This is a genomic window from Microbacterium sp. R86528 (assembly GCF_044596335.1).
GTDB classification, from domain to species: domain Bacteria; phylum Actinomycetota; class Actinomycetes; order Actinomycetales; family Microbacteriaceae; genus Microbacterium; species Microbacterium marmarense.
This window is the reverse complement of the sequence record NZ_CP138996.1, coordinates 1,178,983-1,196,209: the sequence shown is the minus strand read 5'-3', so window position 1 is coordinate 1,196,209 and position 17,227 is coordinate 1,178,983. Positions and strand designations below refer to the sequence as shown.

At 63.6% G+C, this 17,227-nt stretch carries 14 protein-coding genes; 6 read left to right on the top strand and 8 right to left on the bottom strand.

Annotation, left to right across the window (positions count from 1 at the left end; genetic code table 11):
* The first annotated feature begins 100 nt into the window (after window positions 1–100).
* Window positions 101–2,020, top strand: a complete 1,920-nt coding sequence (locus SJY18_RS05780; RefSeq protein WP_396668683.1) for a BglG family transcription antiterminator — start codon at window positions 101–103, stop codon at window positions 2,018–2,020.
* A 3-nt stretch (window positions 2,021–2,023) separates the two neighbouring features.
* On the opposite strand, the gene SJY18_RS05775 is transcribed toward SJY18_RS05780, so the two are convergent.
* From SJY18_RS05775 to SJY18_RS05760, 4 genes are all read right to left on the bottom strand, one after another.
* Window positions 2,024–2,608: a GNAT family N-acetyltransferase gene (locus tag SJY18_RS05775; protein WP_396668682.1), complete on the bottom strand. Its 585-nt coding sequence runs from the start codon at window positions 2,606–2,608 to the stop codon at window positions 2,024–2,026.
* A gap of 37 nt (window positions 2,609–2,645) precedes the next feature.
* Entirely contained in the window at window positions 2,646–4,040 is a 1,395-nt protein-coding gene (locus tag SJY18_RS05770) for an MFS transporter (protein ID WP_396668681.1), read from the bottom strand.
* Window positions 4,041–4,147: 107 nt separating this feature from the next.
* Complete coding sequence (locus tag SJY18_RS05765; RefSeq protein ID WP_396668680.1) at window positions 4,148–5,869, bottom strand: phospho-sugar mutase; 1,722 nt, start codon at window positions 5,867–5,869, stop codon at window positions 4,148–4,150.
* Entirely contained in the window at window positions 5,866–6,699 is an 834-nt protein-coding gene (locus SJY18_RS05760) for a purine-nucleoside phosphorylase (protein ID WP_337338663.1), read from the bottom strand. Before SJY18_RS05760 ends, SJY18_RS05765 begins: the two co-directional genes overlap by 4 nt.
* Window positions 6,700–6,800: 101 nt before the next feature.
* Between SJY18_RS05760 and SJY18_RS05755 the strand changes: the two genes are divergently transcribed.
* Window positions 6,801–8,249, top strand: coding sequence for an NAD(P)H-quinone dehydrogenase (locus SJY18_RS05755; protein WP_396668679.1), 1,449 nt, complete (start codon window positions 6,801–6,803; stop codon window positions 8,247–8,249).
* Between the two features lie 34 nt (window positions 8,250–8,283).
* On the opposite strand, the gene SJY18_RS05750 is transcribed toward SJY18_RS05755, so the two are convergent.
* Window positions 8,284–10,050 (bottom strand): biotin carboxylase N-terminal domain-containing protein, encoded by a 1,767-nt coding sequence (locus SJY18_RS05750; RefSeq protein ID WP_396668678.1) that lies wholly within the window; start codon window positions 10,048–10,050, stop codon window positions 8,284–8,286.
* Window positions 10,051–10,128: 78 nt separating this feature from the next.
* Window positions 10,129–10,809, bottom strand: coding sequence for a Maf family protein (locus tag SJY18_RS05745; protein WP_396668677.1), 681 nt, complete (start codon window positions 10,807–10,809; stop codon window positions 10,129–10,131).
* A 23-nt stretch (window positions 10,810–10,832) separates the two neighbouring features.
* Between SJY18_RS05745 and SJY18_RS05740 the strand changes: the two genes are divergently transcribed.
* The 4 genes from SJY18_RS05740 to SJY18_RS05725 are packed head-to-tail and all read left to right on the top strand — an operon-like array spanning window position 10,833 to window position 15,122.
* Window positions 10,833–12,170 (top strand): class I SAM-dependent RNA methyltransferase, encoded by a 1,338-nt coding sequence (locus tag SJY18_RS05740; protein WP_396668676.1) that lies wholly within the window; start codon window positions 10,833–10,835, stop codon window positions 12,168–12,170.
* A 9-nt stretch (window positions 12,171–12,179) separates the two neighbouring features.
* A complete protein-coding gene (locus SJY18_RS05735; protein ID WP_337338668.1) occupies window positions 12,180–12,842 on the top strand; it encodes a response regulator transcription factor in 663 nt (220 codons plus the stop codon).
* Window positions 12,832–14,079, top strand: a complete 1,248-nt coding sequence (locus SJY18_RS05730; RefSeq protein WP_396668675.1) for a sensor histidine kinase — start codon at window positions 12,832–12,834, stop codon at window positions 14,077–14,079. The genes SJY18_RS05735 and SJY18_RS05730 overlap by 11 nt, the downstream gene beginning before the upstream one ends.
* On the top strand, window positions 14,076–15,122 hold the full coding sequence (locus SJY18_RS05725) for a hypothetical protein (RefSeq protein ID WP_337338670.1): 1,047 nt from the start codon (window positions 14,076–14,078) through the stop codon (window positions 15,120–15,122). The genes SJY18_RS05730 and SJY18_RS05725 overlap by 4 nt, the downstream gene beginning before the upstream one ends.
* A 240-nt stretch (window positions 15,123–15,362) precedes the next feature.
* On the opposite strand, the gene SJY18_RS05720 is transcribed toward SJY18_RS05725, so the two are convergent.
* Both SJY18_RS05720 and SJY18_RS05715 read right to left on the bottom strand, forming a co-directional pair.
* Entirely contained in the window at window positions 15,363–15,590 is a 228-nt protein-coding gene (locus tag SJY18_RS05720) for an acyl-CoA carboxylase subunit epsilon (protein WP_396668674.1), read from the bottom strand.
* Entirely contained in the window at window positions 15,587–17,176 is a 1,590-nt protein-coding gene (locus tag SJY18_RS05715) for an acyl-CoA carboxylase subunit beta (RefSeq protein ID WP_337338672.1), read from the bottom strand. Before SJY18_RS05715 ends, SJY18_RS05720 begins: the two co-directional genes overlap by 4 nt.
* Between the last annotated feature and the right edge of the window lie 51 nt (window positions 17,177–17,227).

Here is a 17,227-nt window from a genome sequence, read left to right as displayed (position 1 = left end):
TTTCCGCAGGGGCGGAAACGCACTGCGGAGGGCTGTGCATGGTTGACTGGAGTTGGCCGCGCGTCCGCCCATGCGCTGGACGCAGTCGAAGGAGAATCGAATGACCCGAGCGCGACAGGATCGGGTGCTCAGCCTGCTCGTCCGCGAGGGCGACTGGGTCACTGCCGCGACCTTAGCCGATGTGCTCGGCGTCACTCCGCGAAGCGTGCGCTCTTATGTGACAGCAATCAATGCACGCGTTGAAGGCATCGCGGTTGAATCTGGCCCGCTCGGCTATCGGCCAGGGCCGCACGTCGCCGATGCGCAGCAGGCCGGCGGAGATGCCGGTACCCCGCGTGATCGACTGCACACCGTCATTCGCGAACTCTTGGATTCGGCCGATGGGCTCGACGTGTACGAGATGTCAGATGAGCTTCATGTGAGTTCGGCGACTCTCGATGCAGACCTGGCTCGAGTGCGGGGCCTGCTTGGCGGAACGGAGCTCACGCTCGAGCGTTCCGCATCTCGTGCTCGGCTCGTAGGAAGCGAATCAGCGCAGCGACGCTTGCTGAGCAAACTTGTGCATGACGAGATGGATGCAGGCTCGTTTGACCTCGCCGCGCTTCGACGAACCCTGGGCGACAACGCCGCCGGGGCCGATACCCTCGCTCTGTTCAAGACCGACCTGGTCGCGAGTCTCGGAGCAGCGGGATGGTTCGTCAACGAGTTCGGCATCGCCGACGTCGTCACTCATTTCGCCATCGCGGCAGATCGCGTCTCGCGCGGTCGATCGCTAGACGCCGTTGCAGCGACACCGACGTCAGACCAGCAAGAGGTTGCCGCCGTCATCTCCAATCTCGCAGAGAAGCATCTCGGCGTGCGATTGGGCGACGGCGACCTGCAGCATCTCGCGAGGCTCGTCTTGACGAGGGTTGTCGCACCCGGCTCACGCCCTCCGAGTGGCGAGCCGGCAGCATCCATCGACCAGCGGGTTGAACACGCGGTGCGCGAAGTGGTGCAGCAAGCGGCATCGGAGTTTCTCGTCGATATCGCCCACGACGACTTCATCGAGCGGCTCGCGTTGCACACCGAGAACCTGCTGCATCGATCGAAGGAGCAGGCGTGGTCACGTAACCCGCTCACTCGCTCGCTGAAATCCACGTTTCCGATGATCTTCGAAGTCGCGGTGTATATCGCCAACGGTGTGCACGAACGCCTCGGAATTCCCCTGTTCGATGACGAAGTGGCCTACATCGCCATGCATATTGGCGGTCGTCTGGAGCGGATGCGACTCGCTGATCAGCACCTTACGGCGACGATCGTCTGCCCGGGTTTCTTCGAATTGCACGAACTATTGCGCTCGAGCGTCGATCGCTCACTCGGCCAGACCATCGAGGTGGTCGGCGTCGAGACGCGCGTTGACCCCGACTGGGCCGCCATGGGCACCGACCTGGTGCTGACGACAATCGATCCGCCGATATCGGCAGATCGAATCGTGCGCATCCAGCCCTTCCTGACCGAGTCTGACGTCGAACACGTGCAGGCAGCGGTCGCCCGAATCAGGCGCACGAAACGCCTTGCGCGGTTGCGGTCTGAGATCGAGGGTTACTTCGTTCCCTCTGCGTTCGTCAGGGGGGTGGATGCTGCCCCCGGCGCCGAGGGAGTCATTCGCGAACTCGGCGACAAGCTCGTCAGCGAAGGCGTGATCGACAACGACTACGTTGAGCGTGCGATTGACCGCGAGCGGCTGTCTTCCACCGCATTTACGGATGCGCTTGCCGTGCCGCACGCACTAGGAATGACAGCGACGCGTACGGCGATCGCGATCGGCATCGCTGATCCGTCGATGAAATGGGGTGACACGCGCGTTCAGGTGGTGGCGCTCGTGGCCTTCTCTGAATCCGACCGCGAAGCATTCCAGACCGTTTTCGAGCAGCTGGTAGAAGTCTTCAGCGAGCGAGACAGCGTTCAGCGGATTCTTCGGCGTGCTTCTGACTTCAGCGGGTTTCTCGACGAACTTGTCGCCGTCATCGACGGCTAGCACTCAGCTGCGAAGTAGTCGTTGTTGAAGTCCCAAGCGCACGGTGGCCCACTCTCCCGGCAGAATTGAGAACACGACCGTGTCACGAAGTGTGCCGTCGGGGCCGAGGCGATGGTTGCGCAGCACACCGTCTTGCTTCGCCCCGAGGCGGGCGATGGCTGCACGTGACTGAGAGTTGTGCCAATGAGTTCGAAACTCGACCGCGATCACGTCGCACGTTTCAAAGGCATGGGTGAGCAACAACAGCTTGCACGCAGTGTTCACCGCGGTGCGCTGGGAACCAACGCCGATCCAGGTATGGCCGATTTCGACGTGACGGTTCGCGGTGTCGATATTGCAGAACGTGGTCACGCCCACCACTGCGTTCGTATCAAGTCGTCTCACCGCCCATGCGTTCATGTTCCCGTTCGCCTGCCACTGCAGCCGTTGGGCGATGTCAGCCGTCATTGAGTCGGCGGTAGGAACCGTGGTGTACCAGGCGTGCTCTAGACCCGCTGCTGCTCGCGCCAGGTCATCGGCGTGAGCATAATCGAGCGGCTCGAGCCGCACGTACTCGTTCTCCAACACGGTGGGAGTGGTGAGCAACATGTGATGAGCCTACGACCGCGCACCGGTCAATCGTGCGCTAGAGCTCGTCGTCGTTCATGACGGCCTCGACTGTTTGAGCCACCACGGCAGGGTCGGCTGAATCGAATTGCGACGCAGCGCGGGCGGCGGCGATTGCGCGCTTGCCGGCAGGGAGCCATATCGCCGCGCCGACCACGATGAAGGTGATGATCCCCGAAGCGACCAACAGCGTTTCGATCGACACAACGTCTGCGAGCGGGCCGAACACGACCATCCCGAGCGGCATGGCAACGGCCATCACGATGCCCAAGAATCCGAAGACGCGACCCTGGCGCTCGGGCTCGACGGTTTCTTGCAGCAGCGTCATCGACGGAGTTGCAAAGAACGGCACGGCGAGTCCTACCAAGAACATGAATGCGAAGAACACCCAGATATTGGGGGACAGGCCCAGCCCGATGGCGAGGATGCCGAAGACCAGCGAAGAACCAACGATGAGGCCGATGCGACTGCGTTTGGCGAAGAATGACGCTACCAGGATTCCGCCCAGCATCATGCCCACGCTGAAAGCGACTTCGAGCACGGCAAGGTTGATGACATCTTGCTCCTCGCCTGCCGGGAACGAGCGCACGAGCATGAGGGGGGTGAGGTTGGACGGCGCCACGGTGAGCACAAAGATGATCGCGAACAGCACCAGCACCCAGCGGACGAACGCGTGGTGAGCGACGTAGCGAACGCCGTCGGCGAGATCTGCGAAGTAACCGGTGTGCGTGTCGGCGGCTCGACGAATGGTGGGCACTGGGATGAACGCCAGAATCCCCACACCGATCACGGCGGTGGCGACATCGACGAAGAAGATCGGTATGAGCGATGCTGCCGAGCCGCCTGCTTCAGCTGAAGCCCAGGCATAGATCGCGCCCGCCGCTGCCGGCGCTAGCAATGCCATGGCGCTCTGGATCGAACCATTGATGCCGTTCACCCGAATGAGGTTGCGTTTCGGAGTGATCTGGGGGATCAACGCCGAGACGGCGGGCATTTGGATACCGGCACCAGCCGAGCGGATCGCGAGTGCAGCGTAGATGAGCCACACGTCGTCGTACCCGGTCATCATGATGAGGGCGAGCGCAAGGGTCGTCAGCGCGATGGCCGAATCGGCACCCATGATCAGGAACTTGCGATTGTGTCGGTCAGCCCATACGCCGCCGAAGATCGAGACGACGGCCTGCGGGAGAAAGCCGAACACCGCGGCGAGCATCATGATCCACCCCGACTGGTAGGTGATCGTCAGGTACCAAAACACCGCGAACTGCACGACCATCGAACCGAACAGGCTGACTGTCTGCCCGCTCAGGAACAGAACGACCTTTTTGAGCCAGTGGGGTGGATCGTGTTCCGCGCTCACGCCGTGGCTGGCGGCGGGGTCGGGCGAGGCTTCGTCTCTTGGGCCGTCGACCATGACTTCTCCTCGCTCAGGGATCAGCGCGCACGGCTGCCTGCCAGCGACACGCGTGAGATCGCGACGCTGACATTATCACGGCGTTCAGACACCGCTGGCTGAGGGAATCAGCTCAGCTTGCCGAAGAGCTTTCGCACACTCTTCGCAACCGCAGCGACGCGCTCATTCGCGGCATCCTGCGAGTCGGCACGCACGTCGAGGTAGGCCTTCAGCTTGGGCTCGGTGCCACTCGGGCGCACAATCACTCTTGATCCATCATCGAGCCAGAATCGCAATACGTCGCCACTGGGGAGCGAATCCACTCCGGTGAGCAGATCATCGACTCGAACCACTCCGGTTCCAGCGATTTTGCTTGGATGCTCGGCGCGCAGGGCCGACATGATGCGAGCGATCGTCGACACGTCGTCGACGCGGATTGACACTTGGTCGCTGGCGAACCACCCGAAAGTCTCGCCAAACTCGGTGAGCAGATCAGCAGTACTCCTGCCTTCGCCGCGAGCCTCGGCGGCCATGCCCAGCATTGCCACCGCCGCCGAGATGCCGTCCTTGTCACGCACAGTGCCGGGATTCACGAGGTAGCCGAGTGCCTCTTCGTAGCCGTAGATCATGCCCGGAGCGCGCGAGATCCATTTGAAGCCGGTCAGCGTCGTGTGAAAGTCGAGTTGGTAGTGCTCGGCTACAGCGCCGAGGGCCGGTGAAGAGACAAGCGAACATGCCAGCGACTCGCCCTCGGCACCGCTTGCATGCTTGGCGGCGCGCCAGCCGAGCAGCAGCCCGATCTCGTTGCCGCTGAGACGTCGCCAACGGCTCTGAGCGGTCGGATCGGGAATAGCCACCGCGAGCCGATCGGCGTCGGGGTCGTTCGCGATAATGAGTTCGGCCTCTGAGTCGCGCGCCGCTTCGAACGCAAGATCCATCGCGCCGGGCTCCTCAGGGTTCGGGAACGCGACGGTAGGAAAGGTGCCGTCTGGCTCGAGCTGGGCCGGAACAGGAGTAGGGGCGGGGTAGCCAGCGGCATCGAGAACCCGAGAGAGCGTCTCCCACCCGACGCCATGCATAGCGGTGTACACCCAGCGCATCCCCTCGGCGCCGGGAGGGGCGGTTGCGACCGTTGCCGTCGCAGCAACGTAGGCGTCGATGAGTGACTCTGGCGCGGTCTCGACCGCAAGAGAGCGAGGGAGATCTCCTACGGCAGTGGTGTCGGCAACTCGCTGGATATGGGCAGCGATCTCAGCATCCGCTGGCGCCACGATCTGAGACCCGTCACTTTCGCCGCCCAGATACACCTTGTACCCGTTGTCATTCGGCGGGTTGTGACTTGCAGTCACCATTACTCCCGCGGCAGCGCCTACCGCGCGCACCGCGAAGGCGAGCACCGGAGTGGGAAGCATGCGCGGCAGCAGCATCACACGCAGGCCCGCGCCCGCGAAGATCTCTGCAGAATCTCGCGCGAACACATCGGAGTTGCGGCGTCCGTCGTAGCCGATCACAACCATGGGCGCCAGGGCGGCATCAGCATCCGTCCCTGCCTTTTCGAGGATGTACGCGGCCAGCCCCGCGGCGGCTTGGCTGACAAGCACACGGTTCATGCGGTTGCTGCCAGCGCCGAGTTCTCCGCGCAGTCCTGCGGTGCCGAATGCCAGCCGCCCATCAAAACGATCAGCAAGGTCAGCGGTGGCCGCGGCATCGCCGGACTCGACGGCGGAGATGATGCCTCGCAGTTCTGCGCGAGTCTCGCCGTCAGGGTCTTGCGCGAGCCAGGCAGCTGCGCGTTCGAGAAGTTCCGGGCCGTCGATGCTCGTCGGTTCGCCAGCCCCCGAGTCGCTCACAGCGCACCGATCACACGTGCGAGCAACGACGAGATAACGGGTTCTGCTTCACGGCCCGCATCGATGACTTCCTGATGGCTGAGTGGAGTCGTCTGGATGCCTGCGGCCATATTCGTGATCAGCGAGAACCCGAGAATCTCCATGCCGGCCTGTCGCGCCGCGATGGCTTCGAGTGCGGTTGACATGCCGACGATGTGGCCGCCGATCGTCTTCGCCATGCGCACTTCTGCGGGCGTCTCGTACTGCGGTCCGCGGAACTGGCAGTACACGCCTTCGTCGAGGCTCGCGTCGACGGTGCGTGCGAGGTCGCGTAGCCGAGTCGAATAAAGGTCGGTCAAGTCGATGAAGGTGGCGCCCTCAAGGGGAGAGTCGCCGGTGAGGTTGATGTGGTCGCTGATGAGAACCGGCTGACCGGGATTCCACGCGGGTTTGATTCCGCCAGCGCCGTTGGTCAGCACCATGGTGCGCGCGCCGGTTGCGGCCGCGGTGCGGACGCTGTGAACGACCCGGCGGACGCCGTGGCCTTCGTAATAGTGGGTGCGGGCGCCGATGACGAGCACGTGCTTGCCCTTGGGTGTCGTGACGCTGCGCAGGGTGCCGGCGTGGCCGGCAAGTGCGGGTGCGCTGAAGCCCGTCACCTCGGTGGCTGGGAACATCGCATTGGTCTCGCCGATGAGATCGGCGGCTTTCCCCCATCCACTGCCTAGGGTGAGCGCAATGTCGTGGCGCTCGATGCCGGTGAGGCGCGCGATGTCACTCGCCGCCGTCGCAGCAACCTCAAAAGGGTCGGTGTGAGGGTCGTCGAGCGGGTGGCTGAGGATGTCGGACATGCCCCCACTTTAGGAACTGTGAGCGGCCTAGGCCAGCACGACGCGCAATTGGGTGGGCATGCTGGTTCACGAGCCCTGCCCGACGGGGGAGAATAGGGGGCATGTCTTTGAGCTTCGAGCGCACACAGAGCGTCGCGATCATCGGTGGCGGCCCCGGCGGCTACGAAGCAGCACTCGCTGCTGCTCAACTGGGAGCCGAGGTGACGATTGTCGAACGGGCGGGCATCGGCGGGTCTGCGGTGATCACCGATGTGGTGCCGTCGAAGACATTGATTGCAACAGCCGATGCGATGGCATCCATCATGGGTGCCGGTGACCTCGGCGTGCAGCTGTTCGCGAAGGGCAGCGACGGCAGGCCGCTCAAGCCTGAGATTGCGATCAACCTCTCAGCGGTCAACAAGCGACTGCTCTCACTTGCTCGTCAGCAATCCGACGACATGCGGGCATCGCTCGCTGAGGCGGGTGTGCGGATCGTGTCGGGCTACGGCCGCATCGAAGACGACAACGCGGTAGTCGTTTCGACAGAGCGCGGCGGAACTGATTTCGACCGGATCGAAGCTGACACGCTCGTGGTTTCTGTGGGCGCGTCGCCGCGCGAGCTAGACAGCGCAATGCCTGACGGTGAACGGATCCTCACCTGGACTCAGCTGTATGACATGAAATCCGTTCCTGAGCATCTCATCGTCGTCGGCTCCGGCGTGACCGGCGCCGAGTTTGCCGGGGCATACATGAACCTCGGTTCGAAAGTGACGTTGGTATCGAGCCGTGACCAGGTTCTGCCGGGAGAAGACAAGGACGCAGCGGCGGTCATCGAGCGCGTGTTCAAGCGCGGTGGCATGACGCTGCTGTCGAAGTCGAGGGCAGACAAGGTCGAGCGGCAGGGCGACGGTGTTTTGGTCACGCTCAGCGACGGCCGTCAGATCGAAGGCAGTCACTGTCTGATGGCAGTCGGCTCGATCCCGAACACCGCGGGCATCGGGCTCGAAGAAGCGGGCGTTCAGATGACTTCCTCGGGTCACATCCAAGTCAACCGCGTTGCGCGCACCTCGGTGCCCAACATCTACGCCGCCGGTGACTGCACAACTTTCGTACCCCTCGCTTCGGTCGCCTCGATGCAGGGGCGCACAGCGGTGTTTCACGCCCTCGGCGACGTCGTGATCCCGCTGGAGCGGCGACGGATCACCTCGAACATCTTCACCGCGCCAGAGATCGCCACTGTCGGCTGGCAAGAGAAAGACATCGAAGACGGTCTGATCAATGCCGTCGTGCACAAGCTTCCTCTCGCGGCGAATCCGCGCGCGAAGATGATGGGCATCAAAGATGGCTTCGTCAAGCTGATTGCTCGCCAGGGCAGTGGCAGCGTGGTCGGCGGGGTCATCGTCGGCCCGCGCGCATCAGAGATGATCTATCCGGTCGCTATTGCCGTTGAACGGCGTCTGACCGTCGATCAAATGTCGAGGGTCTTCGCCGTCTACCCATCGCTTTCGGGCAGCATCACCGACGCCGCCCGTGCCATGCACGTGGTGGATCACGCGATATACGGACCGTGAGTGCGGCGGCGGACCGCCGCGACGCGTTGCGCGGTCAGCTGATCGTGAGCAGTTGGTGTCCTGCTGCCACCGTGGTGCCAGCAGCCGCGTTGATGGCGCCGATGACGCCGTCTTTGTGCGCTTGAATCGGCTGTTCCATCTTCATCGCCTCAAGGACGATGACAAGATCTCCCTTGACAACCTGTTGGCCGTCTTGAACGGCGATCTTGACGATGGTCGCCTGCATCGGAGACTTCACGGCGTCGCCGGACGCGCCAGCGGTGGCAGACTTCTCGTGTGATCGCCGCGAGGGCGGCACCGCAACCGGGCGGCCTGGCGCTGCGCTCGCCGTCACGACGCGATCAGGCAGGCTGACCTCTAGCCGCTTACCCGACACCTCCACCACAACCGTGTGCCGTGCTTCGGCGGGTTGGGGGGCCTCGAGCTCGCCGTCCCAAGCCGGAATGTCATTGACGAACTCTGTTTCGATCCAACGGGTGAACACACCGAACTGGCCAGCTTCTGCCGTGAAAGCGGGGTCGCGGACGACCTTGCGGTGAAACGGCAAGACCGTCGGCATGCCGGCTACTTCGAACTCGTCCAGTGCTCGACGTGAGCGTTCCAGCGCTTCGGCGCGGGTGCGTCCGGTGACGATGATCTTGCCGAGCAGTGAGTCGAACGCGCCGCTGACAGAATCGCCTGCGGTCACTCCTGAGTCAAGACGAATGCCGGGCCCACCGAATGTCTTGAATACATGGATGGGACCGGGCTGGGGAAGGAACCCTCGGCCGGCATCTTCGCCGTTGATGCGGAACTCGATGGAGTGTCCCTCAGCGACTGGATCGCCGTAGCCGATCTCTTCGCCCTCGGCAATGCGGAACTGCTCGCGTACGAGGTCGATGCCGGTGACCTCTTCAGAGACAGGGTGCTCCACCTGAAGTCGCGTGTTGACCTCTAGGAATGAGACGGTGCCGTCGGCGCCGATGAGGAACTCGCAAGTGCCCGCGCCCACGTAGCCGACCTCGCGCAGGATCGCCTTTGACGATTCGTAAAGCAGGGTGTTCTGTTCGTCGGTGAGGAAGGGGGCTGGCGCCTCTTCCACCAGCTTCTGGTGGCGACGCTGCAGCGAGCAGTCGCGCGTCGAGATCACGACGACTTTGCCAGCGGCATCTGCGAGGCACTGGGTTTCAACATGGCGGGGCTTGTCGAGATATTTCTCGACAAAGCACTCGCCGCGTCCAAAGGCGGTGATCGCCTCACGGGTTGCGGACTCGAACAGTTCGGGCACTTCTTCGATTTTGCGGGCAACCTTGAGGCCGCGACCGCCACCGCCATACGCGGCCTTGATCGCGATTGGAAGACCATGTTCGGCGACGAAATCCAGTACTTCGGATGCATCGGCGACAGGCCCGGGAGTGCCGGGCGCGAGCGGGGCACCCACCTTTTCGGCCACGTGGCGGGCAGTGACCTTGTCGCCGAGTGATTCGATCGCCTCGGGGGAGGGCCCGATCCACACCAGGCCAGCGGCGATCACCGCGCGGGCGAAGTAGGCGTTCTCAGCCAGAAAGCCGTAGCCAGGGTGAACGGCGTCTGCGCCAGAGCGCCGAGCGACCGAGAGGATCTTCTCTACCGAAAGGTAGGTTTCGGCGCTGGTGCTGCCGTCAAGTGCATATGCTTCGTCCGCGAGGCGGGCGTGCATGGCGTCGCGATCCTGATCGGCGTAGACGGCGACCGAGGATTTGCCCGCGTCGCGGGCGGCACGGATGACACGGACGGCGATCTCGCCGCGGTTTGCGATGAGCACCTTGGCGATCTGAGGCATGATTGCCAGCCTACCGAGGGTATGCCGCTCGTTTTTCACTGGTTCGTACAAGAAGCGGCAGATAACCTTTGCGGGTAGCTACAACTCGGCGTGTCCCTGGCGCACCGAAGGGTCAACGGTGTGCCAGAGGTCAGTCCACGACACTCCCAGCTCGCGCACGAGCGCTCGAAGGGTCGAAACCGACATGCCGACGACCGTCGAGGGGTCACCCGCGATGTGAGTGATGAACGCGCCGCCCAGACTGTCCACCGTGAACGCTCCAGCGACCTGGAGTGGCTCTCCGGTCGCGACGTAGGCGTCGATTTCGTCGTCGCTCACATCCGAGGCGAACGTGACAGCGGCTTCGGCGACCGCGTGTACTTCGTGTGGTGCCGAGTCTGGTGTGATGCGCACGACGGCGTGGCCGGAGTGCAACACGCCGGTCTGCCCGCGCATGGCAAGCCAGCGTTCGCGTGCGCGAGCAGCAAGGTGTGGTTTTCCGAGTACCTCGCCGTTCAACTCGAACATTGAGTCCCCCCCGATCACAATGCCGTCGAAGTCGGGAATGTCATCGGCCAGACGAGCGGCAACATCGGCTGCTTTGCGTCGAGCGAGAAGCAAGACGTGCTCGTCGGGGGCAAGAATGCGGCCTTCGCTCGCTTCAACGGCGGCGATCACGGCTTCTTCGTCGACGTCGGGAGCCACCGTCAGCGGTCGAATGCCGAACTGCTGCAACAGCATCAGGCGAGCAGGCGAGGTGGAAGCAAGGCATACACGCATGTGACCCACCGTAGGCTCTAGTCGTGACTGAATCGACAAAGAACGCTGGCGACCTTATCGACCTTGATGTGTCGGGCGTCGCCCACGGCGGCGTTTTCGTCGCCCGCCATGAGGGGCGAGTCATCTTCGTTCCCGACGCTCTTCCCGGCGAAAGGATTCGTGCGCGACTTGTCGACACTCGTAAGAAGTCGTTCTGGCGGGCAGAAGCGCTTGAAGTCTTGGATGCTTCGCCGCACCGCCAGCCGCACGTGTGGCGCCAGGCAGACATCGAGTTCGCCCCCGAGCAGCGCCCGGGTGGCGCTGATTTCGGTCATATTGAGCTCGCTCATCAGCGCGAGTTGAAGCTCGAGGTGCTCACCGATTCTCTGAAGCGTTTCGGGGGGCTCGACGTGCCAGCGTCGATTGTTCCCGCTACCCCCGTTCTCGATGGCGACGGTGCCGTGCGCGACGAAGAAACCCCCGATGGCACTCGGTGGCGCACTCGCGTGAGCCTGCATGTCGATGCCGACGGGCGCGTAGGGCCGTACGCGGCGCGCACCCACAGCGTTGTGCACGTCGATTCATACCCCCTCGCCACCGAAGCGATCGAGCAAGCGGCCAAAGAACTGTCGGATGGCGCACCGGGTCGCATCGATCTGATTCAGGCCGCAGACGGGCGGGTGCGCGTTGTGGCACGCCCCGATGAGCGAGCACCCCGACCCCGTTCCGGGGCCAACGCACGCGCCGTGCGCGAAGTCGTCGTCGAGAGCGTCAACGGCAAGGACTTCAAGGTCGACGCGGTCGGGTTCTGGCAAGTGCACCGGCTGGCGGCGCACTCGCTGACATTGGCGTTGCAGAACGCCCTGCGCAGCATCCAACCCGAAGGCGCAGCCATAGACCCTGACGCGCATCACTTGGACCTTTACGGCGGCGTGGGACTGTTTGCCGCGACCCTCGCAGCTCTCGGCGGAAAGTCAACTCGGGTGACCACGGTTGAATCCAGCGCGCGTGCCACTGAACATGCCGCTGCGAACCTCTCGGGACTCTCTCGCGCGCGCGCCGAAACCGGCCGGGTGGATCGCTGGCTCAAAGCCCTTCAGGCCAGCGCCACCGCCGCCGACCGCGAGCAGCTCTCGCGGGGCGTCGTGGTGCTCGATCCGCCGCGTGCGGGTGCTGGACGCGAAGTCGTGCAGCGAGTGGCCGACCTTTCGCCGGCAGCAATCGTCTATGTTGCGTGCGATCCAGTGGCACTCTCTCGTGATCTCGCCACCTTCCGTGAAGCGGGCTACGAGACCCCGCGCGTCGACGCGCTCGACCTGTTTCCGAACTCGCACCACGTTGAGGCGATTGCCACGCTCACGCGCACTGCCGCGCCTCGATAGAGTGACCGCATGACACGCGTTGCACTCATCGACGATCACGAGTCCGTGCGACTCGGGCTTGAAGCCGCCTGCGCGCGCGGTGGTACCGAGCGCGTCGTGTTCTCGGGCAGCTCTGTGCCCGAGTATCTGCGCTGGTGCGAGAGCCACACCGCCCTACCCGCCGACGTGGTGGTGTTGGATCTCACCCTGGGCGACGGCACGACGGTGACCGAGAATGTGCGCCAACTTGTCGGCGACGGGTCTCACGTCATCATCCACAGCGTGGCGGATCGCCCTGCCGCAGTTCGCGAGGCGCTGTCCGCGGGCGCCGCGGGCATTGTCAGCAAGTCGTCGCCCATTGACGACGTCACTGCGGCGATTCGCGCAGTCGCCCTGGGTGAGCTTCTCCACAACGTGGAATGGGCAAGCGCGATCGAAGGTGACATCGATTTTGCTGACGCTCAACTCTCAGCGCGCGAACGTGATGTGCTGCGCCTCTACGCCGCCGGGTTGCCGTTGAAAGCAGTGGCCGATCGTCTGGGGATCGCCTATTCGACGGCGAAAGAGAACATCACGAGAGTGCGGGTTAAATATGTCGAAGTGGGTCGCCCCGCACCGACGAAAGTCGACCTGCTGCGTCGCGCGATGGAAGACGGAATACTGATGGATTCTGAGGCCGCGAGTGGCCGCTGACACTTCATCATCGATGCTGGACGGTGCGTGGGAGCAGATTCCCTCGACACGCGAAGCGACGCAGGGGATCGGGTCGTTCACACGCACCCGTGTGGAGCGAATCATCACATTCGCCGCCGGTCTTGGGTCGCTCGTACTGGGTTTGCAGTCGTTTCTGTTCGCGATCGATTCGACAGATCAGCTTCCCCAGTGGCATTTGCCCTTGATGCTGCTGGCATTCGTCCCGCTCGCGGTGCTGATTCTCACCTGTTTGATCGGCCGAGGCATGCGGGTCGGTGGCGCCCTGTTCGCGGTGGCCTACGTCGTGCTGCTGGCTCTGTGGCCGGTAGCGACTGACGGCATCGTTCCACCGCCTACGGTGCAGCCGTGGATTTGGTTTCTTGTGAACGTTGCGACGCTGGCCGCGGTGATCGCCTTTCCGCTCCCACTCCAGATCGTCTGGACGATTCTGGTGCCGCTGATGTTCGGCGTAGTGCGCGTGATCGAGGGCGAATTCTCGCGCGAGAATTTCTTCGCCACCAGCCTTGACGTATCGTTCGCACTCATTCTTGGTGGGGTGCTGCTCGCGCTCGGATGGTTGTTTCGCTCCATGGCCGCGAATGTCGATGAGACGAGGGCGCGCGCCGTGTCGTCATACGCCGATGCTGCGGCGACCGAAGCCGTCGAGCAAGAGCGAGCCGAGCTCGCCGCCCTCATGCACGACAGCGTGCTTGCGGCATTGATCGCCGCTGAGCGCGCACACACGCCCCGCGAGCAGACACTTTCAGCGGGTATGGCGCGCGACGCCCTCACGCGCTTGGCGAACACCGAGCAGGATCCCCGCGAAGGAAGCGACGCTCCCGGAGATGCCGCGACGATCGCGCACGATCTCGAAGCTGCTGTGAGCGATCTTGGCGCCAATGTACCGGTGACACTCATTGCCGCCGAGAACCCCGAGCCGGTGCCTGGCCGCATCTGCCGAGCGCTCACTCTCGCCGCCACTCAGGGCATCGCCAACGCTCTGCAGCATGCTGACGGAGTAGGCCTGGCGGTGAGCGTGCAAGACCGCAAGGGCGAGATGCAGATCTCGGTGCATGACAACGGCGGTGGCTTTGATCTTGACAACGTCGCCAATGATCGATTGGGCATCAAGGCCTCGATCATCGCGAGGGTGGCCGCGGTCGGCGGTCGCGCGGACATCCATTCGACCGAAGAAGGAACTTCGGTTCTCATCACCTGGCGGAGGGGCGTCGCATGATCAGCGTGCGCAATGTGCTCACGACGCTCGGGCTGGCGTTCACCGTGTATCTGGCTGTGCGCGGAATGTGGTGGACGTCGACACCTGCCGAGCCGATTCTCGCGATCGCCGTGTTGGCGTTCTACCTCGCGACAGCGTTGCTCTGTATTCTGTGGATGCCTCGCTCGTCGAGCAAGCTCTCGCGCTCGGGTCGATCGATTCCTCCGAACCGGCTTCCGCTGCTGGCAAGGGTGCTTGCGCTGACCTGCGCGGGAGTGGTTCCGACTGCCGTGGCGGTGGCAGCGGGGCCTGACCTGGTGACAGCATCTTTCGCGACCTGGTACCTCGGTGGCATTGGTGCGCTGATGACGGTCGTGATGTCTCGGCACAGCCCTTGGGTTGCTTGGTTCGGGATTGCGTTGCTCGCGGCAGGATCCATTGCGTGGATGGGCGCGCCAGCGGCGCTGGGCCTGGGGCTGGTCGGCTCGATCGTCTGGGTTGCTGTCGCGCAGCTTCTCGTGCGTTCCCTGGACCGTGCCGCCCGTGACACTGATCGGCTCGCGCAGTTGCAGCGTGCAGCGTCAGCGTGGCAGACCTCGCACCTCGTGCGGCAGCGCGAGCGACGTGTGCAGGTGCAGCGGGCTCTCGCCGTTGCGGGCCCGGTGCTGGGTCGCACGGTGAAGACCGGCGGAGATCTCAGCGAGGAAGAGCGCGTGGAAGCTCGTGTGGCAGAGGGCCGGCTGCGCGATGAAATGCGCGGTCCGCGACTGATCGATGACGCTGTGCAGCAGGAGCTTGAGCGCGCACGGCGCCGGGGCGCGACCGTGACTGTGCTTGACGAGGGTGGTCTCGATGCACTTGACGAGACCGCACTGCAGGCAATTCGAGCGCAGCTCGCGACGATCCTGCACACATCGACGTCTGATCGCCTGTACGTGCGCACCTCTCGAAACGCAACGGTTGCCGTGACGGTGGTGGGCCGTTCCGCGTCTGATCAAGGCCCGAGCGACGAAGACGCTGTCGACCTCTGGCACGAGATCCTGCACGCTGACGCCACGCGTTAGAAGAGCAACGAGCTAGAGAGAAAGATGAGGGGCGGCGAAGCCGCTCGCCCCTCATCTTGAGAGCAGACAGTTACCCGAAAACCGTCTGCAAGGGCCGAACCTGGGCTTCACGCAGTGCGGTGAAGCAGGTCGGCCGAACGCAGAAGCGTTCCAGCAATTCAAGTATGACCCGGCCGCTGGGTATTTGTATGTAGGTACTTTGGGGGACAAATCGGTTCGATTTCGACCGATTCGGCGACTTCAGCCCCGCGCCCACCCCCACTCGCGGCGCAACGGCTCTCGCAGGCCACGCTGAGAGAGCGACCAGGCGCTGCGGGCGGGCTCGTCGTCGACGACTGCTGCCGCGGCTTCCGAAGTGTAAGCCTCGCTCACGACGGCCATCAACGCTGCAAGCTCAGCGTCATTCGGCGTGCCTCGAAGAATGTCGATCGTGAGACCGGTCTCGGCTGCGGCTTCGCGCTCGGTCACAGCGGAATGTTTCCGTGCTTCTTGGGGGGAAGGCTCGCGCGCTTGCCGCGAAGGGAGCGCAGCGCCTTAGCGACTGACACGCGAGTCTGCGCGGGTTCGATGATCCCATCGAGCTCGCCACGCTCGGCTGCCAAGAACGGGGATGCGACGTTGTACGTGTACTCGTTCGCAAGGCGGGTGCGCACTGCCGCGACGTCTTCACCGGCTTCTTCGGCCTTTTTGATCTCGCCGCGGTACAGAATGTTCACCGCGCCTTGCCCGCCCATGACCGCGATCTCGGCGGTGGGCCACGCCAGGTTGATGTCTGCGCCCAACTGCTTTGATCCCATGACGATGTAGGCGCCGCCGTATGCTTTGCGCAGAATCACCGTGACGAGGGGCACTGTTGCTTCCGCGTACGCGTAGAGCAGCTTTGCGCCGCGGCGAATCACGCCGGTCCATTCCTGATCGGTGCCGGGAAGGTAGCCGGGCACGTCGACGAGCGTGACGATGGGAATAGAGAACGCGTCACAGAACCTGACGAAGCGGCTTGCCTTCTCGCCCGCCTCGATATTGAGGGTGCCCGCCATCTGCGACGGCTGGTTGGCGATGATTCCAACCGAACGACCTTCGACGCGGCCGAACCCGATCACGATGTTGGGCGCGAACAGCGGCTGCACCTCAAGGAAATCTTCGGCGTCGACAATCCCGCGAATGACCGTGTGAATGTCGTAGGGCTGATTGGCAGAGTCGGGGATGATTGAGTTCAGTGCGCGATCAGCATCCGTCGTTTCGAACTCGAAACCGTTCTCATAGACGGGCAGCTCAGCCATGTTGTTGTCGGGAAGGAACCCGAGCATGGTGCGCACGTAGTCGATTGCATCGTCTTCGTCGTCGGCAAGGTAGTGCGCAACGCCCGAGCGGGTGTTGTGGGTGTAAGCGCCGCCGAGCTCTTCCATGCCGACGTCTTCGCCGGTGACGGTCTTGATGACGTCGGGTCCGGTCACGAACATCTGGCTCGTCTTGTCGACCATGATGACGAAGTCGGTGAGTGCGGGTGAGTACACGGCGCCGCCCGCGGCAGGGCCCATGATGATCGAGATCTGTGGAATCACGCCCGAGGCGCGTGTGTTGAGCCGGAAGATCTCGCCGTACTTGCCGAGCGCAACAACGCCCTCTTGAATACGGGCACCGCCGGAGTCGAGGATTCCGATGATCGGGATGCCGCTGCGCAGCGCGTATTCCATGACCTTGATGATCTTCTCGCCGGCGACCTCGCCGAGCGAACCGCCGAAGGTGGAGAAATCTTGCGAATAGACCGCGACGGTGCGTCCGTGGATCGTGCCGATTCCGGTGACGACCGAGTCGCCGTAGGGGCGCGAACGATCCATGCCGAACGCTGTTGTGCGGTGTCGCACGTACTCGTCGAGCTCGACAAAGCTGCCGGGATCGACGAGCAGCTCAACCCGCTCGCGCGCGGTGAGCTTGCCTTTGGCGTGCTGCTTGTCGTGTGCCAGCTTCTCGGCGTCTACGACCGCCTCTTGATAGCGAGCGCGGAGGTCGGCGATCTTGCCGGCGGTGGTAAAGAGGTCGGGCTGATCGGTCACGCGTTCCACACTATCGGCGGTGACGCCGGATGACTTGGAGATATTCAACAA